General features: G+C 36.3%; 18 protein-coding genes and 2 other annotated features. All 18 genes read right to left on the minus strand.

All coding sequences use genetic code 11. From position 1 onward, the window contains the following. Positions 1 to 20 precede the first annotated feature (20 nt). A complete protein-coding gene (locus tag MHB70_RS21395; protein WP_000163548.1) occupies positions 21 to 1,106 on the minus strand; it encodes a M42 family metallopeptidase in 1,086 nt (361 codons plus the stop codon). A 69-nt stretch (positions 1,107 to 1,175) separates the two neighbouring features. Further along, positions 1,176 to 1,667 carry a dUTP diphosphatase gene (locus MHB70_RS21400; protein WP_000365050.1) on the minus strand — a complete coding sequence of 164 codons (492 nt, stop codon included), beginning with the start codon at positions 1,665 to 1,667 and terminating at the stop codon, positions 1,176 to 1,178. Positions 1,668 to 2,108: 441 nt separating this feature from the next. Continuing rightward, positions 2,109 to 2,465, minus strand: a complete 357-nt coding sequence (gene rplT, locus MHB70_RS21405) for a 50S ribosomal protein L20 (RefSeq protein ID WP_001138362.1) — start codon at positions 2,463 to 2,465, stop codon at positions 2,109 to 2,111. A gap of 37 nt (positions 2,466 to 2,502) precedes the next feature. After that, entirely contained in the window at positions 2,503 to 2,703 is a 201-nt protein-coding gene (gene rpmI, locus MHB70_RS21410; RefSeq protein WP_001125945.1) for a 50S ribosomal protein L35, read from the minus strand. A gap of 21 nt (positions 2,704 to 2,724) precedes the next feature. Continuing rightward, positions 2,725 to 3,228: a translation initiation factor IF-3 gene (infC, locus tag MHB70_RS21415; RefSeq protein WP_000973214.1), complete on the minus strand. Its 504-nt coding sequence runs from the start codon at positions 3,226 to 3,228 to the stop codon at positions 2,725 to 2,727. Between the two features lie 62 nt (positions 3,229 to 3,290). Next, positions 3,291 to 3,411, minus strand: a sequence feature (ribosomal protein L20 leader region). A 209-nt stretch (positions 3,412 to 3,620) separates the two neighbouring features. Next, positions 3,621 to 5,558 carry a threonine--tRNA ligase gene (gene thrS / locus MHB70_RS21420; protein WP_000786076.1) on the minus strand — a complete coding sequence of 646 codons (1,938 nt, stop codon included), beginning with the start codon at positions 5,556 to 5,558 and terminating at the stop codon, positions 3,621 to 3,623. Positions 5,559 to 5,605: 47 nt separating this feature from the next. Further along, positions 5,606 to 5,834: a binding site (T-box leader), on the minus strand. Positions 5,835 to 5,865: 31 nt separating this feature from the next. Continuing rightward, complete coding sequence (gene ytxC / locus MHB70_RS21425; protein WP_000569605.1) at positions 5,866 to 6,747, minus strand: putative sporulation protein YtxC; 882 nt, start codon at positions 6,745 to 6,747, stop codon at positions 5,866 to 5,868. A 276-nt stretch (positions 6,748 to 7,023) separates the two neighbouring features. Further along, the gene (dnaI, locus tag MHB70_RS21430) at positions 7,024 to 7,962 is read right to left on the minus strand and encodes a primosomal protein DnaI (protein ID WP_000400118.1); all 939 of its coding nucleotides are present in this window, start codon (positions 7,960 to 7,962) and stop codon (positions 7,024 to 7,026) included. A 33-nt stretch (positions 7,963 to 7,995) separates the two neighbouring features. Then, positions 7,996 to 9,396: a replication initiation and membrane attachment family protein gene (locus tag MHB70_RS21435; protein ID WP_001171837.1), complete on the minus strand. Its 1,401-nt coding sequence runs from the start codon at positions 9,394 to 9,396 to the stop codon at positions 7,996 to 7,998. Positions 9,397 to 9,681: 285 nt separating this feature from the next. Further along, on the minus strand, positions 9,682 to 10,143 hold the full coding sequence (gene nrdR / locus MHB70_RS21440; protein ID WP_001203687.1) for a transcriptional regulator NrdR: 462 nt from the start codon (positions 10,141 to 10,143) through the stop codon (positions 9,682 to 9,684). A 287-nt stretch (positions 10,144 to 10,430) separates the two neighbouring features. Next, positions 10,431 to 10,814, minus strand: a complete 384-nt coding sequence (speD, locus tag MHB70_RS21445; protein ID WP_002003660.1) for an adenosylmethionine decarboxylase — start codon at positions 10,812 to 10,814, stop codon at positions 10,431 to 10,433. 388 nt (positions 10,815 to 11,202) lie between these two features. Further along, complete coding sequence (locus MHB70_RS21450) at positions 11,203 to 12,231, minus strand: glyceraldehyde-3-phosphate dehydrogenase (RefSeq protein WP_000198973.1); 1,029 nt, start codon at positions 12,229 to 12,231, stop codon at positions 11,203 to 11,205. Positions 12,232 to 12,340: 109 nt separating this feature from the next. After that, complete coding sequence (gene coaE, locus MHB70_RS21455) at positions 12,341 to 12,943, minus strand: dephospho-CoA kinase (protein ID WP_061529680.1); 603 nt, start codon at positions 12,941 to 12,943, stop codon at positions 12,341 to 12,343. Positions 12,944 to 12,997: 54 nt separating this feature from the next. Then, positions 12,998 to 13,630, minus strand: a complete 633-nt coding sequence (gene ytaF / locus MHB70_RS21460) for a sporulation membrane protein YtaF (protein ID WP_000281731.1) — start codon at positions 13,628 to 13,630, stop codon at positions 12,998 to 13,000. 72 nt (positions 13,631 to 13,702) lie between these two features. Next, positions 13,703 to 14,533, minus strand: coding sequence for a DNA-formamidopyrimidine glycosylase (gene mutM / locus MHB70_RS21465; protein ID WP_061529681.1), 831 nt, complete (start codon positions 14,531 to 14,533; stop codon positions 13,703 to 13,705). A gap of 12 nt (positions 14,534 to 14,545) precedes the next feature. Beyond that, entirely contained in the window at positions 14,546 to 17,179 is a 2,634-nt protein-coding gene (gene polA, locus MHB70_RS21470; RefSeq protein ID WP_061529682.1) for a DNA polymerase I, read from the minus strand. 281 nt (positions 17,180 to 17,460) lie between these two features. Then, complete coding sequence (gene phoR / locus MHB70_RS21475) at positions 17,461 to 19,224, minus strand: sensory box histidine kinase PhoR (protein WP_001032137.1); 1,764 nt, start codon at positions 19,222 to 19,224, stop codon at positions 17,461 to 17,463. Next, on the minus strand, positions 19,217 to 19,936 hold the full coding sequence (gene phoP, locus MHB70_RS21480; protein WP_001065218.1) for a two-component system response regulator PhoP: 720 nt from the start codon (positions 19,934 to 19,936) through the stop codon (positions 19,217 to 19,219). Before phoP ends, phoR begins: the two co-directional genes overlap by 8 nt. Positions 19,937 to 20,022 lie beyond the last annotated feature (86 nt).

Genomic DNA, 20,022 nt, shown 5'->3' on the forward strand with positions numbered 1-20,022 from the left:
TTCTCCTTCGCTTTTTTCTATTAATTAAATGTAATGTTATGTACAGCCTCTTTATCAAGACGTTTAATAACTTCTACAATTAACTTCACTGCATTTTCATAATCATCACGGTGTAACATTGCCGCATGCGAATGGATGTAGCGTGTCGCAATCGTAATTGCCATAGACGGAATACCATTTACAGAAATGTGAATCGCACCTGCATCTGTTCCCCCGCCAGCTACTGAATCATATTGGTATGGAATTTGTAGTTCGTCAGCAACATCAACTACGAAATCACGTAAACCTGTATGTCCAATAACAGAAGCATCATATAAAATAATCTGCGGTCCATCGCCCATTTTACTTTGCGCCTCTTTTGACGTTACACCCGGTGTATCTCCAGCGATACCAACATCTACTGCGAACGCGATATCTGGTTTGATATAATTCGCAGATGTTTTTGCACCACGAAGACCAACCTCTTCTTGTACAGTTCCAACGCCGTATACAACGTTTGGATGTTTTTCATCTTTTAATTGTTTTAATACGTCAATTGCAATCGCACAGCCGATTCGGTTATCCCATGCTTTTGCAAGTAACATTTTTTCATTCTTCATCACTTGGAATTCAAAGTAAGGTACAACTTGATCTCCTGGTCGTACGCCCCACTCCATTGCCTCTTCTTGGCTAGAAGCACCAATATCGATAAACATGTCTTTAATATCAACTGGCTTTTTACGAGCTTCTGGAGGTAAAATGTGTGGTGGTTTTGAACCAATTACACCTGTTACATCTCCTTTACGCGTTACAATTGTCACGCGCTGTGCAAGCATAACTTGTGACCACCAGCCACCAACTGTTTGAAAACGAAGGAAGCCTTTGTCATCAATTTGCGTAATCATAAAGCCAACTTCATCTAAATGACCTGCAACCATAATTTTCGGGCCGTTTTCTTCCCCAACTTTTTTCGCAACTAAACTTCCTAAATTATCAGTAGAAAGTTCGTCCGCAAACGGCTCAATATATTTCTTCATTACTTCACGTGGTTCACGCTCGTTACCAGCAATACCACGTGCATCTGTTAACTCTTTTAGCATTGTCAATGTCGCGTCTAATTTTGTCATTGCCAACACCCTCCTTTTTCTTCAGTCACCTTATTATACAAAAGGAAATTGAAATATTCAAAAATTAAATTAGTATCCTTGTGTTTGACGCTGATGATTTACTTCATTTTTATCTAAATACGCTTTTTCAATTTCTTCTTGTTCAAATTCAAGTGCTTGTCCAAGTCGAAGATAGCTTGTAAATAATTCAATATAGTTCGTGATAGATGGTTGATCTGTAAAACGAATTACTTTCGCATATGTGTCTAAGAAAATTTCCACTTGTGTTTTATTCGTTTGTGCACATTTATAGAATAAGAAGTTTTTATCAATACCTAAATCGATTCCGATTGATAAAATAAAATGCAAACCATCTACGTATTCTTCTAATATTACTTCACGTTCTGATGCTGGTTTATTGCTCCAATATTTAAAACAGCGTGTTTCATTTGCAAGTTCTCCAATTTCTACAAGAAGAGCTAGCATTTTTTCTTTTAACAACTTTTTCGGTTGTAAGTCATGTTCTTTTGCAATACGGTCATCTAATTCTTTTTGTAATTTAAATAGTTGTAGTAAGTCCATTCTATTGTCCTCCTCCAACATCGCATTTTATGCAACAATGTTGTTTCATCTCAAAGTTCATTATTATGTTTCAGTTCTTATGAATAAGTCAGCTATCTACCTCTTTATAAAATAGCTTGTCCTTAATTTACAAATACGTTTCAGTCATCGCTCGTATATTGTTCATCTGATGAAAGTTCCATATCATCTTTCCATTATAGCAGTGTCGTTTCGGCTAGGAAAGATACTCTTATTTCCAAACGAGCATAATTGAAAAAAGCCAGGAGAATTCTCCTAACTTCATATGCATATTCTTCTATATCGCTATAGTTTTTATGTTGATTTTGTCATATCGATAACGATGCGTCCATAAATCTTTAGAGCTTCATTCACTTCAAACTTCTCTTTGAAAACAAACAAAAAACCTTAGAAGAAAATTCTTCTAAGGTTTCAACTAATTAATTAGTTAATGTTGTTTTTTGCAACTGTTGCTAATTCAGCGAAAGCTTTTTCGTCATGAACAGCTAAGTCAGCAAGCATCTTGCGGTTAACTTCGATGCCAGCATTTTTTAAACCGTGCATTAAGCGGCTGTAAGAAAGACCATTCATACGAGCTGCTGCGTTGATACGTGTGATCCATAATTTACGGAAGTCACGTTTCTTTTGACGACGGTCACGGAATGCATACATTAGAGATTTCATAACCTGTTGGTTAGCAACCTTGAATAATGTATTTTTAGAACCGTAGTAACCTTTTGCTAATTTTATAACTTTTTTACGACGTTGACGAGTAACTGTACCACCTTTTACTCTTGGCATAATATTACCTCCTAATTGTTCTATATATCAGCCGAACTTATTTTAAGTTGTCAAGCATTTGACGAATGCGTTTGAAGTCACCAGCGCTTACTACACCAGCTTTACGTAGTTTACGTTTAGCTTTTGTAGATTTGTTAGCGAATAAATGGCTTGTGTAAGCGTGAGAACGTTTCAGTTTACCTGATCCAGTCTTTTTGAAACGCTTTGCAGCGCCGCGATGAGTTTTTTGTTTAGGCATAGGTATTTCCTCCTCTATCTATTACTTATCGTTTTTCGGTGCTAAAACTAAGAACATACTACGTCCTTCCATTTTAGGCTTAGATTCAATTGTACTAACTTCAGCACAAGCTTCTGAGAAGCGATCTAAAACACGTTGACCGATTTCTTTATGAGTAATGGCACGTCCTTTAAAGCGAATTGACGCTTTAACCTTGTCGCCTTTCTCTAAAAACTTGATAGCATTACGAAGTTTTGTGTTAAAGTCGTGTTCATCAATTGTTGGACTTAAACGAACTTCTTTCATGCTAATTACTTTTTGATTTTTGCGCTGTTCTTTTTCTTTCTTCTGTTGCTCAAAGCGGAATTTACCGTAGTCCATAATGCGGCATACTGGCGGTTTCGCATTTGGAGCAACTAATACTAAATCAAGATTAAGATTTGCAGCTAAGTCTAAAGCGTCATTACGAGACTTGATTCCAAGTTGATCGCCATTTGCGCCAACTAAACGTACTTCACGTGCACGAATTTGCTCGTTAATCATCATATCCTTGCTAATAGTAAGCCACCTCCAAGGTTTTCTCAGAACATATTTTGTAGTCATAGAACCCGACAAAAAAAGTGCGGGCATACGACACCCACACTTGTAAAATCTTAAGTAAGAAATACATTTACCTGCTAACTGCGAATGCGTCCATCAGGTGAGAAGCGGGTGCTTCTACTTGTTCCACAAAACAATATTCTATTATCCTTGATGAGTTTATCATAGGACATGACGTCTGTCAAGAAGACGCGATGTGTTTTACTAACAACAAGAAATATTGTAACAAACAACTAGCATACATGCAATACTTTTTTATGATAAGAGTTACATGGTTATTTTTTCTAGTTTTTCTCTTTTATATTAAAAAGAAAAGCCGCGGTATACCGCGGCTTTTCTTATCTTTTTCCTTCTACTTTAATCATGTCAACAAAAGCATCTAATGCGATTGTTTCTGATTTTTGTTCACCATATTTACGTACGTTTACGCCATTTTCAGTTACTTCATTGTCACCTACTACAAGCATGTACGGAATTTTTTGCATTTGTGCTTCACGGATTTTGTAACCAATTTTCTCTTCGCGAGTATCTAATTCAACACGAATACCAGCACGGCGCAATTCATCTTGTACTTTCTTCGCATAGTCTAAATGCACTTGCGGAGAAACTGGAATTACTTGCGCTTGAACTGGAGCTAACCAAGTTGGGAATGCACCTTTGTATTCTTCAATTAAGAATGCTACGAAACGTTCCATAGTTGATACAACACCACGGTGAATTACAACTGGACGATGTTGTTTTCCATCTTCACCAACGTAAGCTAATTCAAAGCGTTCTGGAAGTAAGAAGTCTAATTGTACAGTTGAAAGTGTTTCGTCTTTTCCAAGAGCAGTACGAACTTGAACGTCAAGTTTTGGACCGTAGAACGCCGCTTCACCTTCAGCTTCGTAGTAATCAAGACCCATTTCATCCATAGCTTCTTTTAACATACCTTGTGCTTTTTCCCACATCTCATCATCAGCATAGTACTTTTTAGTATCTGCTGGGTCACGATAAGATAGACGGAATGAATAGTTCTCTAAACCAAAATCTTTGTACACTTCTAGAGTTAAGTTTACAACACGTTTTAACTCTTCTTTAATTTGATCTGGGCGTACGAAAATGTGCGCATCGTTTAAAGTCATTCCGCGTACACGTTGTAATCCAGATAACGCACCTGACATTTCATAGCGGTGCATTGTTCCAAGTTCCGCAATACGGATTGGTAATTCACGGTAGCTGTGAATATCGTTTTTATAAACCATCATGTGGTGAGGGCAGTTCATTGGACGAAGAACTAACTCTTCATTATCCATTTCCATTGATGGGAACATACCATCACGGTAGTGATTCCAGTGACCAGAAGTTTCATATAGCTCTCTGCTTCCTAGTACTGGAGTGTATACGTGATCATAGCCTAAGCTTGCTTCTTTATCAACGATGTAACGCTCGATAATACGACGGATCGTTGCACCTTTTGGTAACCAAAGTGGTAAACCTTGTCCTACTTTTTGGCTATTAGTAAATAGTTTTAATTCTTTACCTAATTTACGGTGATCGCGCTCTTTCGCTTCTTCAAGCATACGTAAATGCTCATCTAATTCTGCTTTCTTAACAAATGCAGTACCGTAAATACGTTGTAGCATTTTATTATTGCTATCGCCGCGCCAGTAAGCACCTGCAACGCTTAATAATTTAAACACTTTAATTTTCCCTGTAGATGGAAGGTGAACACCGCGGCAAAGGTCGAAGAATTCGCCTTGCTCATAGATTGAAATAACTGCATCTTCTGGAAGATCGTTAATTAAATCTAATTTTAACTCATCGCCGATTTCTTCAAAGCGACGAAGTGCTTCTGCACGTGGTACTTCATGACGAACGATTTCTAAGTTCTCGTTCACGATTTTTTGCATTTCTTTTTCGATTTTCTTGAAGTCTTCAACTGTAATTGCTTCTTCCATATCAATATCGTAGTAGAAGCCATTTTCGATTACTGGGCCAATGCCAAGCTCAAGCTTAACATCTTTATATAAACGTTTTAACGCTTGTGCTAAAAGGTGGGCTGTTGAATGGCGTAAAATGTATAAGCCATCTTCAGAATCTAATGTAATAATAGAAACTGCACCATCTTCTTCGATTGGTGTAACAAGATCAATCATCTCATCGTTTAATTTTCCAGCCACAGCTTTTTTCTTTAAGCCTGGGCTAATAGAAGCTGCGATTTCTTCAGTTGTTACGCCTTTTGGAAACTCCTTCACAGCTCCATCAGGGAAAGTAATTTTAACTACATCTGCCATCACTGGTCACTCCTCTTTTTCTCAAAATAAAAAACACTCATCCCGTAAAAAGGGACGAGTGTTGAATTCGTGGTTCCACCCTTGTTCCAATTAACATGATTGTTAATTGCTCAAGTTCAACATAACGGTGTTGTCCGTTAGCAATTACTAAAAAAATCGTTCACTGCTAAAGTTTAGAGGTGGTAAGTAATAATCCCGTACTAGGAAGCTCACACCCTAAGGCTTCCCTCTCTGAAAATCGTAGAAAACTACTCATGTCCTCATCATGACATTTCAATATATTTCATTTATGTAGGTAATTATATGCTCAAAAACTTAGAAAATCAAGGGCGTTACCTTTATTTTTTAAATTTTTCACATTGCGTTCAAACTCATGTAATCCGTGTATTTGTATCCGTTCTTGAAATACGTTTCGCAAAGTAATAATCATATTATGGTCTTGTTCTTTCGTATACAAATAGATTTTTTTCGGTGAAATAGAAAGAAGTGGTGCAATTACTTTTGTATCAATATATACATCTTTTTGCTTTAGCAAATCTTCATCTATATATTGGACCAATTTCTCCTGTTTTAAACGTCTACCTTTATCATCATAGAAAATAAAACTTTCATCAAAAATAAGATGCATACAGGACAAACGTGACTTTCGATTACTAACTTGTTGCCGGAGCGTCTCAATGAACATTTGATATTCTTGTTCCATCTTATACTCATCAATTGCCACTTCAGTAAGCTTAGCTACCATTTCCCTATATGTACGAAGACGAAAACGAACATATGATGAAAACGAGAATGAGAGCGGATCACAAAGCCAATTATTTAAAGAAGACTTAATATACGATTCAAATGTGTAACGTGTTAACTCACGAGCAACCCCTTTTCTTCTTCCCTTTAAAACTTCTTGTGCTATATGCAATATTTGATGACACTCTTCTTGTTCTTCATAAAAAAACTTTTCTTTTAAAATTGTATAAATCCACTCATTTTGTTTCACATTCACAATGAAATATACCATGACTGGCAATAAAATCTTTTCAATATAGTGTGATTCACATACTGGTATGTGAATTACAACTTTTTGTTCCTGTAAATATACACTCGTTTCTTTATATAACACTTCCGCCCTTTTCAGTAGTTGTTTATATACGTGCATAGCATCATTTTTTTCTTCGAAGCAAATTTCAATCACTTTTGTCCCCCCTTTTATCCCCGCTCTAAAGGATTGTATCTATACGTTACAAATCCTATAAGAGTTTGGCCCGTGGAAGTTCACTCTTAGTAGAATTGCATTTCCTTTCGTTAGAAAATCCACTCGATATGGCTTGCTAATTTTATATATATTAAGGGAGGGAGAAAAAAATGATACAAGCTACTATGAATTTTCCATAAGAACTGTTCATTTTACAATTCGACTACGCTGAAAAGCATTCAAAACAAAAAAAGAACAAGCTTCTCAGCTTGCTCTTTACTTATGACGGCGGTTTTTCCCACCGATTGTAATTGGTTTCGCTAAATATTTAATTCGTTCCATAATACGGGCCGCTTTCATTTCTTCTGCTTCACCGCGCTGTGTATACGTTAAGTGATGTTCCAACTGTTTGAAATCAAAATTAGACGTAAAGAACGTTGGTAAGTTTTCTAGCATACGGAATTGTAAGATTGCACCGAGTACATCGTCACGTACGAAACTAGACATCGCTTCCGCTCCGATATCATCTAACATTAAAACTTGTACCCGTTTAACCGCATCAATCTTTTCTCCAATTGAATTATCTTGAATCGAACTTTTAATTTCACGTAAAAATTCTGGGAAGTATACGAGCATGGAACTTATTTTCTTTCGAGCAAGCTCATTCGCAATCGCCCCTAAAAGATATGTTTTCCCTACACCAAATTTACCGTAAAGATATAGCCCCTGTACTTTTTTACCCGGTTCATATGTGCTTAAAAATTCATTCGCTGCACCAATTGCATCAATACGTGCATTTAACTCTGAAGGGTCTAAATTTTCCATAGTCGCCTGTAAAATATCCGTTGGCATATATACACTTTGAACGAGTTTTTCATATTTTTTTCTCTCATCATATGCTACTTTTCTAATGCAACGATCGTATTGAATATCAATCATCTTACCTTGGATAACGAGCTTCGGTTCATATCCTTGCAGCATATTTTTACATGTCCCTAGATCCGGACAATCTGAACAACCTACACATTGTCCAATATATTCATATAGCTTCACAAGACTGCGCTCAATCATAGAAGTCGTTACTTCGCCTTTATGCTCGTCTATAAATTCTTTCACACGCGGATGTGCCATCACTTCCGCCTTTAATACTTCATATCTGTTTTTAAAATTTTCATTTTCCATTAATTTTGTAAATGAATTTTGAATATGCTCCATTTTCTCACCTCAAAGAGCGTTCATTCTCTTCTATTAATCACGCTTATATTTTTTCAACACTTCTTCTAGTCGTTTTCGTTCATCTTCTAACGTACTTGTATCTTTTTCCGCACCTACATCATTTTTCACAGTTTCTTTTTCTTTCGGCTCTTCTTTCAACCAATCTGGTACCATTTCTTTTCGTACTGTTTTCTTCGCTGTACGACCTTTTTTCTTCGTCTCAGCCCATTCTTGGTATTGACGGTTTTCTTCTTTTGCTAGCGCCATTGCTTCAGCTACTGTACCGACCTTTTTACGAGCCCAATGCCCAGCAATCTTCTCCACATACGTTTTCGCAAGTTTCATATCTGAGCGTAGCATAACGTAATAAATAAGTACATTCACAACTCCTGGCGTTAATTTTTGATTGATCATAACATCCTCAACAATTTGCAAGTCCGCTTTCGTCGCCTCTGCACCACCAGAAATCTCTTTCAATAGTTGTTTTGGTGAGATTTCTTCTAATTGTTTTATAAGCATCTCTTCTTGCGATGAAGGCTCTTTCTCTTTCATCGTACGTGCAGCGTGTGGCTGTACTCTTTCACTTAATATTGGTAACGCTTGACCATTTTCGAATTGGTACCAATCGCGCGCTCCTTTTCTAAGCCTTTCCATATCAATTGTTTGCATCTCTGTCACCGCACCAAGAACGATATTTTGCATCGATAACACATCCACACCATACACGTAAGCAAGTGTAATGACACATTCTCGCACTTGATCTGTAATCGCCTTTTTAGGAACAAGAGCGGACAATCCGTCTACAAATAAGGAGAAATCAAAGAAATCGTTCCAAACTTTAGGAGCATCTCCCTTTTCATTATTTGGCATCATTGTCGCTTTTGGAATACGGAGTTCTTCTTGCGCATGCTCAAGCTGTCCTGGATTAAACGAATCAAACACCTCATTAAAAGAACGTGTAATATTTTCATAAGAAGCAAAATCAAATTCTTCTTCTAAGAAATATTGTTTTACTTGATTATATTTTGTCCGACTCAATCGATTGTATAAAAAGATACTTAAAACAATATCATCAAAAAACTGCTTTGGAGATAAAGGTGGTTGCAATTCGTATATAAACATTCGAATATCTTTTTCTTTCTTAATATATACCTTTAAAAGCCCAATTGCCTCTAGCTTTACTCGTTCCTCATATATTTCGGGAAGTTGCATTTGCATGGTCACCATAAGGGAATGATGTGTATTCTCTTTTCCAAATACACGATCTTGCTCTAATGCCCCCCATAGCGTCATGTACAAGCTAAAAGCTCTACTACCTATTAACGGCTGATACAACATCGTTAACACTTTTCGGTCGTAATTATGTAGTAGTCCTTTCGTACTTACTTTATAACGATCAATCGGCAATAGCTCCATCCATGACTGTTTTTGCATTCTTGCTTTTCCTTTCTCTCATCCAATCTATCCTCTAATTCATTCGTTCTATCTTCATTATATATTTTATCTCGCTATTTGCGGGCAGTAAGACTCCCGCATCAAAATTCGGCGAATGCACGGAAGTTTGGCAGGAGATACCTTCCCGTAAATGCCCGATTGGTGAAGGCTAATAATCATTTTGGGATGAACAAAATGATTATTAGCGAAAAAGAGCTATTAGCTTACGCTTCTAGCTCTCTTACCTCATTACTTACAGTATGTAAAGAGAATTGAATACAGCTTCTATTCTCTTTCTTTTTGCAGTATATCTTTTAATTCTTCAATAAATACATTTAAATCTTTAAATTGACGATATACAGAAGCAAAGCGTACGTAAGCAACATCATCGATATCACGAAGTTCTTCCATAACAATTTCACCAATCATATCACTTTTCACTTCTGATATACCTAAATTACGAAGTTCACGTTCCACACTTTGTGTTACTTCCTCTAATTGTCTTAAAGATACTGGTCTTTTCTCACATGCTTTAATTAAACCGCGTAAAATCTTTTCTTTATTAAACTCTTCTCGTGTGCCTTCTTTTTTAACAACGATCAGAGGTGACTCTTCTACTCTTTCAAATGTCGTAAAGCGACTTAAACAACTTTCACACTCTCTCCTTCTTCGAATAGAGCGCCCTTCGTCTACCGGACGCGAATCTAACACTCTTGTGCCATTATGAGAACAGGATGGACAACGCAATTCATTCACTCCCTTACAATTTGATTTTTATTTTTCTCTACTTCATTCACGTAAAAATATATATACAATATTATATAACTCATTCTAATGCTCTTACCACTCTAAGTTTAAATACATGATTTCATCATCTATTTTCCCAACAAAATAAGATGGTAGATGTAGCACTAACTTATGTGTGAGAGCTCCATTTAACTAACTAATGAACACGTTATGTTTTTCCTTTTTTATAAACTAAAAAAGAGGTGCATTATACACCTCTTTACATTTTAAATCAATTATGTTCTTTTTTAAAGAGCTTTTGTTTCTCTCTGCTTAATTTCGAAGCTACCAGTGCCTCGAGGAAGCTCGATACTCTCACGCGTTTTCGCGTTTAAACCTTCTGCAATATATTCTGCAGCAACATTTGGATCAATACGATCCCCACAAGTATAAACATCAATACTTGCGTAACCGTGCTCCGGAAAGCTATGAATTGTTAAATGTGATTCCGAGATAATTACTACTCCACTTACACCTTGTGGTGCAAATTTATGGAAAGCAACCTCACGCACTTCAGCACCAGCTCTTAGTGCTGCATCCACAAATAATTGTTCAATATACGGCATGTCATTAAGCTTGTCGAAATCGCAATCCCAAAGTTCAGCGATCACGTGACGACCCATTGTATCCATAGTATCCATTCTACAGTTCCCCCTTGTAAATTTATTCTAACTGTTCGAATTGAAAACTAATTTGCAATTTGGCTTGCTCCACTACCACGGGGGAAAGTTAGTCCAGAGAGGTCCTAACCCTTTAAGTAGTGACTACGTACCTCAGCTCTTAAGTTTACGAGTGTTAGTATACTTTGTTTATTTTCATTTTGCAACAACAGTTTTTTCGATTTTCTGTCATATTTTCCTCTTTACTTTTCCCTAAAAAAAAGAAATGATTCACAAATACAGTAATAACAACGCTTCGTGGTATGTCCACTTTCCAAAATATACTCATATAATTTTTTTCCTTTTCAGAAAAAAATAAAAAAAGAGAGGGCAATATTCACTTGCCCTCTCCCTTATTCACTTAAATATGTTGCACATTTTTTTGTTTCGCTAATTCGTCAACAACTAACGTTACAAGATCTACAACACGACGAGAGTAGCCCCACTCGTTATCATACCAAGCAAGTACTTTTACTTTACGATCACCCATTACCATTGTAGATAAGCCATCAATAATAGCTGAGTGTGTATTTGTATTAAAGTCAATAGATACTAAAGGCTCTTCGCTAAATTCTACAATACCTTTTAACGCACCGTTTGCTACAGTTTTGAATGCATCGTTAATAGCTTCAACTGTCACATCACGTTTTACATCTACTACTAAGTCAACAAGAGACACGTTTGGTGTTGGTACACGAAGTGCCATACCATGAAGTTTTCCGTTTAAATGCGGAAGAACTTTTGCTAGCGCTTTCGCAGCACCCGTCGTTGTCGGAATGATTGATTGTCCGCAAGCACGTGCTCTTCTTAAATCTTTATGTGGATTATCAATATTTTTTTGGTCATTTGTATAAGCGTGAACAGTCGTCATTAAACCGTTTTCAATTCCAAACTGCTCATCTAACACCTTCACAACAGGCGCTAAACAGTTTGTTGTACAAGATGCATTTGAAATAACGGTATGTTTTGTAATATCTAATTGGTCTTCGTTCACACCAACTACAATTGTTACATCTTCATTTTTACCAGGCGCTGTTAAAATAACTTTTTTCGCTCCAGCTTCAACGTGAAGAATTGCTTTTTCTTTTGAATTAAATTTACCAGTTGCTTCAATTACAACTTCAACACCTAGATCTGTCCAAGGCAATTCCTTTGGATCGCGGTTGTTTAAAAGGCGAATCATTTTCCCATCAACTAATAAGTGATCTTCAAATGCTTCTACTGTTCCGTCAAACTTGCCGTGAACTGTATCATATTTAATTAAATGTGCTAACGTTTCAGATGGATAGCTTGCATTGATTGCTACAATTTCGAATGCGCTTTCTTTTATTGCCTGACGAAATACCATTCTCCCAATACGTCCAAATCCATTAATTGCCACACGAGTCATAATATGTTATCCCCCTTGAATGCGTTATACTATTTATCTCCAATCCCAATAATAGTATAACACAAAAAGGGGATATGTCACTAAGCATTTTCATTAATTTCACAATTTTTTAGTCAATAATGTTCCATTTCTTTAAAATTCCCTGTAATTGTGTTTTCGTTCCCATAATTGTGCCATCATTATTTATTACTTCATCCGCATGCTTCACTTTTTCTTCTAACGGCATTTGCGATTGTATACGTGCTTTTGCTTCTTCTTCCGAAAAATTATTTCGCTCCATTAAACGTTTTAATTGCGTATCAGGCGTGACAGCTACAACTAAAACGTGTTCAACGAGACTTGTTAATTTACTTTCAAACAAAAGAGGGATATCTAACACAACCGCTTGCATACTTTCTTTTATGTACATTTCCTTTTGTGCATTCATTTCCTCACGTACTGCAGGATGAACAATTTTATTTAACTGCAATCGTTTTTCTTCATTATAGAAAACAACATTTCCTAATTTCGGCCGATCCAGTTCTCCATCTTTTTGTAACACTTCCGTTCCAAATACTTCTACTATTTTGTTATATGCTGGTTTTCCTCGTTCTACAACTTCTCTTGCAATAACATCTGCGTCAATAACCGGTATACTTAGCCCACGAAACATTTCTGATACCGTACTTTTTCCGCTTGCAATTCCTCCCGTTAATCCAATTACCACTGTCATAATACTTCTCCTCCTCATAATAAAAGGCGCGAAACTAATGTTCCACGCCCATACTTACATTTTCCAAATTCCAATAATAATGAGTAATACCCCAGGCAGGAATGTAAATTTTTGTAACCATTTCATATTCGATAAAACTGTACCCAGCTTCATTCCAATAAACAAAAATAAAGAACTCATAACTGCAACTAATATTGCCATCATAGCGGGTGCATAACCTAATAAAGATGCACCAATTCCAGCACCAAACGAATCCACGGAAAGTGCGATACCAAGAAGTAGCGCTTCTCCTGCAGAAATAGTTCCCGATTTATCAAAATCTGCAACAGTCGGTTTCCGTAAAATTTGAATTACTAACCCAAGTGAAGCAATTTCTAGTTTCCAAACCTTCTCTTCTTGCTTCGGTTCTTCCTTTTTATCACTCCGAAAAAATTGATATAATACCCAAATCCCTATTCCAATAAGAACAAGCCCACCGATACGCGTTGCGATAACAGGTGAAAATATTTTCGCAATCATATGTCCAATTCCCATTGAAACAAGCATAACAGCCGCTGAACAGATTCCGATAATTATAATTGATCTTAGTGGAATTCTTACGCTTCTCAAACCATATGTCAGCCCTACACTACAGCTATCTAAGCTTAATGTAAAAGCTAATAAAATAAGAGATAAATAAAGGTACATCGGTAAGCTCCTCCCTTATACATAGCTCTGCTGTATGTATATGACAAATGCCTATCCGATGTTATCTCTTTTCTATATTCTAGGCTGACAAATTGGGCAATAATGCGTCCCTCTTCCGCCAACAACTGTTTTTTCTAATATCGTGCCACAAGTTACACATGGTTCTCCCTTTTTCCCATATACATTTAAAAGTTCTTGGAATGAACCAATTTGCCCTTGCGAATTCATATACGTTCTAATTGTGCTTCCGCCTCGCTTCACTGCTTCGCCTAGCGTTGTAACAATTGCTTCGTAAATTCTTTCGATTTCTTCTTGCGTTAAAGATGCAGCTTCTCGCTCTGGATGGATATGAGAACGGAATAAAACTTCATCTACATATATATTTCCAAGCCCTACTAAAAGACGCTGATCTAATAATACGACTTTTATTTTACGATTTGTCTTTTGCAATTTTTCTTGTAAATACTGTGGTGTCAATTCAGCATCAAATGGCTCTGGACCTAAGTCAACAAGAGGCATTTGATTTAACTCTTCACCTTTTTTAAAGAGATGCATCGTACCAAACTTTCTCACATCTTTATAATGTAATTCAGTTCCATCTGTAAATAAGAAACGGACGTACGTATGCTTATCAATTGGCTCATCCTCTTGATGCAGTAAAAACTTTCCTTCCATACGCAAATGTGAAACGATAACATAATTCGTTACATATAAAAGCAAAAACTTACCTCTTCGCTTTATCGTTTCAATTTTCTCGCCTCTGAGCATTTCTTTAAAGATTTCCGCATCATCTGGTCGTTTTACTATTTTTGGATACGTAACAATAACATCTTCAATCGTTTTTCCTGTTACAAGATTTTCGAGTGTCCGTCTGACATTTTCAACCTCTGGTAATTCAGGCATTTCATCACTTCCTTATTTTGCGTCGTACCAAGTTGGACCGTAAGAATAATCAACTTTCAGTGGAACTGCGAGTTCAATTGCATGCTCCATTACTTCTGGTACAAGCTTCTCTAATTTTTCAATTTCTTCTTTTGGTGCTTCAAAGATTAATTCATCGTGTACTTGCAGAAGAAGACGCGCTTGTAATCCTTCTTCATCTAAACGATCTGCCATAATAATCATAGCTATCTTTATAATATCTGCAGCACTACCTTGAATTGGTGTATTCATAGCTGTACGTTCAGCAAAGCTACGTAAATTGAAATTACGACTCGTAATTTCCGGAATGTAACGGCGACGATTTAATAAGGTAGCCACATACCCTTTTTGTTTCGCATCTTTTACGATGTCATCCATATATTCTTGTACACCAGGGAAACTTTCTAAATACTTTTCAATAAATTCCGCTGCTGCTTTTCTTGTAATTCCTAAGTTTTGTGAAAGACCGTAATCACTAATACCATACACAATTCCGAAGTTAACAGCTTTCGCTTGTCGTCTCATATTCGAAGTTACTTCATCTTTTCCAACACCGAATACGTCCATAGCTGTTTTCGTATGAATATCCATATCATGTTGGAACGCTTCAACTAGCCCTTTATCATTTGCAATATGAGCTAATACACGAAGTTCAATTTGTGAATAATCGGCCGCATACATAATCCATCCTTCTTCTGATGGAACAAATGCCTGACGAATCTTTCTTCCTTCTTCTAATCGAATCGGTATATTTTGCAAGTTCGGATCTGTTGAACTTAATCGACCTGTTTGTGTTAAAACTTGATTAAAGCGAGTATGAATTTTCGATGAATCTTCATGTACAACTTTTAGTAAACCTTCAATGTAAGTTGAATTTAATTTCCCTAACTGACGATAATGTAAAATGTTTGGAATAATTTCATGATGATTCATAAGTTTATCTAGTACATCAGCTGACGTAGAATAACCTGTTTTCGTCTTTTTAATAACTGGTAAGTTTAAATTCTCAAACAGAATAACCCCAAGTTGCTTCGGTGAATTAATATTAAATTCTGTTCCCGCAAGCTTATAAATTTCCTGTTCCATTTCCTTTAATCTACCCGCAAGTTCTTCTCCCATATTACGAAGGCGCTCCGTATCAACTTTTACACCTTTTACTTCCATATCAGCTAGTACACGTGCAAGTGGTAATTCTAACTCTGTAAACAATTCATATTGCTCGTTCTTTTTTAATTCTTCCAAGAACGTTTGCTTTACATCATATAATACATGCACTTTTCGAGCTACATGCTCCGCTACTACTTCTAGCTCTGGAACAGCACGCTTCGCACCTTTTCCATAAACTTCTTCATCCGATTTCACGGCATGCGTTTCTTTCATTTTCGCTACAGTACGGAAATCTTTATCCGTATCAGCTGGATCAAGTAAATAAGCAGCAATTAATAAATCAAAGTCGATTCCTTGAATATCTATACCCTTCCATTTGAGTGCAACGATAGCTCGCTTCGCATCAAATGTATGCTTTCTCATTTCTCCATTTGCAAGCCATGCTTTGAAAGCCTCGGATGCAAGAGCTATGTCTGTCTGAATAAAGTAGCAACCATTTTCATTTTGAATACCAAAACCTTGAATGTCCGCTTTATGATAGTTATCTTCTTGTACTTCTACAATAAGTGCACTATCTTGCTGAAGTATTTCTTCTGTAACTTCTTCCACAATATCAAATGTAATATCATCTAATTCAGCTGGAGCTGTTTCTTCTGGCGTAACACCTAATTTATTCAAAAGAGATGTAAATCCTAAATTCTCGAACATTGGAATCACATCACTTGCTTCATATCCTTTATACTCCATATCATCCACATGCACTGTAATCGGCGCATCTGTAATAATAGTTGCAAGATCTTTACTCATAAGAGCTTGTTCTTTATTCGCTTCTAGTTTTTCTTTTAATTTCTTCCCGCTTACTTGATCGATATTTTCATACACTGCTTCAACCGTTTCAAATTGCGTTAACAATTTAATTGCAGTTTTTTCACCAACTCCTGGTACACCCGGAATATTATCTGACTGGTCCCCCATTAAACCTTTCATATCGATAATTTGCTTTGGTGATAAACTGTATTTCTCAAATAAAGCTTCTTTCGTATATTCATCTACTTCTGTAATCCCTTTTCGAGGTATACATACAAGCGTATTATCAGAAACAAGTTGAAGTAAATCTTTATCTCCTGAAATAACCTTAACATGAAACCCTTGCTCACTCGCTTCTTTCGCTAACGTCCCCATAATGTCATCCGCTTCATAATTTTCTAGTTCATAACGCGGTACATTAAATGCATCAAGCATCTCACGAATAAACGGGAATTGTTCTGATAACTCAGGTGGAGTCTTTTGACGTCCTCCTTTATACTCGCTATACGTTTTATGACGGAATGTCGTTTTTCCTGCATCAAACGCAACAAGCATATGCGTTGGCTTTTCTTCCTCTAATATTCTCATTAACATCATTGTAAAACCGTAAATTGCGTTCGTATGTATACCTTTGTCGTTATTTAAAAGCGGTAGTGCAAAGAAAGCACGATACGCGATATTATTACCATCTACTAATACGACTTTTTTTTCCACAATAGAAACCTCCCCATACAAATTTGAAACGATTTTCACATAGAAAAAAACCGTTCCTTTCCTCTCTCTATATTAACATGACTAATAGAGAGAAGAAAAATAACGGTTTTTTCTTTCATATATATCAAACTTATATTGGCATAAAGGGAAGTGACGAGAACAGCATAACTATTCTCGTCCAAAATTACTCCTTGGATGAAGGGGTTTTCATGTATTATATTAACAGAGCTTTATTAATATTTAATTAAGCCATTGTTAATATATTGTAAATATCCTTCATCCTATTTTTCAGTTGCCGATTTCGGTAAAACAACTGTAAATGTTGTCCCTTCCCCAACTTCACTATCCACAGTAATTGTACCGTGATGTGCCTCAACTAAATGCTTTACAATCGATAATCCAAGACCTGTACCACCAGTATTTCTACTTCTCGCTTTATCCACTCGGTAAAAACGTTCAAAAATACGTGGGATTTCATCTTTACTAATGCCAATTCCAGTATCAGATACTTTTATATAAGCATTGTATTTATCTTCTGCTAATTCAACAGAAACAACGCCTCCAGCCGGTGTATATACGATTGCATTATTAATTAAATTAATAAAGATTTGTTTCAAACGACCAGGATCTCCAATGACAGAGACACGTTTTAATACATTCACTTGTAAAGAGATTTCTTTTTCGCCTGCTTTATTGTCAAGCACCATATGAATATCTTCAAGAATTCCCTTCATATCAACGGTTTCCATATTTAATTTAAACCCTTGTTGCTCGATCTTTGACAAATCTAATAAATCTTCAATTAACCCTTGCATGCGTTCACTTTCTTTTAAAATAATGTGTAAGAAATGTTCGCAGAATTTCTTATTATCCATCGCTCCATCCAAGAGCGTTTCTGAAAAACCTTTAATAGAAGTAATTGGCGTCTTTAGTTCATGAGAAACATTGGCTAAAAAGTCTTTTCTCATTTGTTCTAATCTCTTTAACTCTGTTATGTCATGGAATACGAGAACAATCCCTTTCCATTCATGGTTCGTCCCGATAATCGGCGCTCCATATACTTCGAAATGCTTTCGCTCAATTCCAAGTGGCAATAGCATTTGTTTACGCACTTTCACTTCTGTCATAAAGATTTCTTCCACAAGCTCAATAATTTCTGTATGATGGAACGATTCATAATATAAGCGATCTAAATACTCTTCATCTGTTACGTGGAAAGTCTCTTTATAAGAACGGTTTACAAGGTTTATATAACCGCGGCTATCAATTAAAATCATTCCACTTCCCATATTTTCGATTAACGTATGCAGACGATCTTGTTGCATTTCTTGTTCGAGTGTCATCTCTTGTAAATTACGAGCTAAAATATTAATCGCTTTACTCAGCATTCCTGTTTCATCCGAATGACTTTCATAAGCACGTGCTTTATAATTTCCCTTCGCTAATTCAATCGCAACTTTCGTAACTGATTCAATTGGCCTAATATATTGCCCTGTAATTTTCATACCTAAAAACACGACTACAAGACAAGCGATAACAAATCCGATAATTAATAATCCCCACGTTTTTTGATGAACATCTTTCAAAGGCTCAATTGTACTTTTCACCAAAATGTATCCTTGTTTCCCTGTTACATCTTGAACGAACACCGCATGATAAAATTCATTCTTCTGATCCGTTTCTTTCGTAATGACTTTATTTCGTTGTTTCGCTGTTTCGGCAGAAAGTTCTTTAATCATCTCTTGACTAAATGCAGATTGTTGCCCTTTGCCATATTGAACTTTCTTTTTTTCATCTACAAATATAATAGAAGCTGGTATTTTTTCTTCTAACTTTTCAAATACATACGGCCTTTTTAAAACATCCTCAAAACCTTGTTCTTCTGCTAATACCGCAACATATCCTGTTTCTTTTACCATTCTCTCTTTCGCATGATCTATATAATAGTTTTCAAACACGGTTTCTAACAGTAAACCTAGTCCAACTAAAATAAACACAATAAGAGAAACAAATGTAAAAAGAAGCCTGGAACGAAATTTATTCATCCCCTTTTGGCTCCTCTAATTTATATCCTAAACCACGTATCGTTTTAATGTACGTCGGTTTTTTCGTATTTTTTTCAATTTTATCGCGCAAGTGGCTAATATGAACATCAACAATTCGTGTATCACCAGCAAAATCATAATTCCATACAGCACTTAATAATTGATCACGCGTCAACACGCGACTTTTATTTTTCGCAAGATAAACAAGTAGTTCAAATTCTTTTGGGGTTAATTCAAGCTTTCTTCCTTGGAAATAAGCCTCATAAAACTCCGGTAAAATTTTAAGGTCTGCAATTAGGATGCTATCTTCATCTGGCGCTTCTGCAACTTGCTCTTCTTGCTGTAATTTCGTACGACGTAAAATCGCCTTCACACGAGCAACAACTTCCCTTGGACTAAATGGCTTCGTCATATAATCATCCGCCCCAAGTTCAAGACCTAGCACCTTATCAAATTCATCATCTTTTGCTGTTAACATTAAAATCGGCGTCATAACACGCTGCAATCGTAATTCTTTACAAACTTCCATACCATCCATTTTTGGAAGCATTAAATCTAATATAATTAAATCCGGACGTTCTGTTGTCGCTTTTTGAAGCGCCATTTCTCCATCCATCGCTGTTATAACTTCAAAACCAGCTTGTTGTAAATTAAATTCAATTAAAGTTAAGATAAATTCCTCATCATCAACTACTAAAATACGATTGTTCATTCTTTTCCTCCAAGTTATAGACTTGAAACCTTCTTCATCCTAGTATTTTCCCCGTTATTCTCATCATACTAGAAAACAGGTCCCCC

It is taken from the genome of Bacillus sp. FSL M7-1020 (assembly GCF_038050415.1).
Lineage (GTDB): Bacteria > Bacillota > Bacilli > Bacillales > Bacillaceae_G > Bacillus_A > Bacillus_A toyonensis.

What these genes read in the sequence shown, in the direction of transcription:
- MHB70_RS21395 (WP_000163548.1), bottom strand. Translation starts at nt 1,106, where the DNA reads ATGACAAAATTAGACGCGACATTGACAATGCTAAAAGAGTTAACAGAT.
- MHB70_RS21400 (WP_000365050.1), bottom strand. Translation starts at nt 1,667, where the DNA reads ATGGACTTACTACAACTATTTAAATTACAAAAAGAATTAGATGACCGT.
- rplT (WP_001138362.1), bottom strand. Translation starts at nt 2,465, where the DNA reads ATGCCAAGAGTAAAAGGTGGTACAGTTACTCGTCAACGTCGTAAAAAA.
- rpmI (WP_001125945.1), bottom strand. Translation starts at nt 2,703, where the DNA reads ATGCCTAAACAAAAAACTCATCGCGGCGCTGCAAAGCGTTTCAAAAAG.
- infC (WP_000973214.1), bottom strand. Translation starts at nt 3,228, where the DNA reads ATGATGATTAACGAGCAAATTCGTGCACGTGAAGTACGTTTAGTTGGC.
- thrS (WP_000786076.1), bottom strand. Translation starts at nt 5,558, where the DNA reads ATGGCAGATGTAGTTAAAATTACTTTCCCTGATGGAGCTGTGAAGGAG.
- dnaI (WP_000400118.1), bottom strand. Translation starts at nt 7,962, where the DNA reads ATGGAGCATATTCAAAATTCATTTACAAAATTAATGGAAAATGAAAAT.
- MHB70_RS21435 (WP_001171837.1), bottom strand. Translation starts at nt 9,396, where the DNA reads ATGCAAAAACAGTCATGGATGGAGCTATTGCCGATTGATCGTTATAAA.
- speD (WP_002003660.1), bottom strand. Translation starts at nt 10,814, where the DNA reads ATGGATACAATGGGTCGTCACGTGATCGCTGAACTTTGGGATTGCGAT.
- MHB70_RS21450 (WP_000198973.1), bottom strand. Translation starts at nt 12,231, where the DNA reads ATGACTCGTGTGGCAATTAATGGATTTGGACGTATTGGGAGAATGGTA.
- coaE (WP_061529680.1), bottom strand. Translation starts at nt 12,943, where the DNA reads ATGACAGTGGTAATTGGATTAACGGGAGGAATTGCAAGCGGAAAAAGT.
- ytaF (WP_000281731.1), bottom strand. Translation starts at nt 13,630, where the DNA reads ATGTACCTTTATTTATCTCTTATTTTATTAGCTTTTACATTAAGCTTA.
- mutM (WP_061529681.1), bottom strand. Translation starts at nt 14,533, where the DNA reads ATGCCTGAATTACCAGAGGTTGAAAATGTCAGACGGACACTCGAAAAT.
- phoR (WP_001032137.1), bottom strand. Translation starts at nt 19,224, where the DNA reads ATGAATAAATTTCGTTCCAGGCTTCTTTTTACATTTGTTTCTCTTATT.
- phoP (WP_001065218.1), bottom strand. Translation starts at nt 19,936, where the DNA reads ATGAACAATCGTATTTTAGTAGTTGATGATGAGGAATTTATCTTAACT.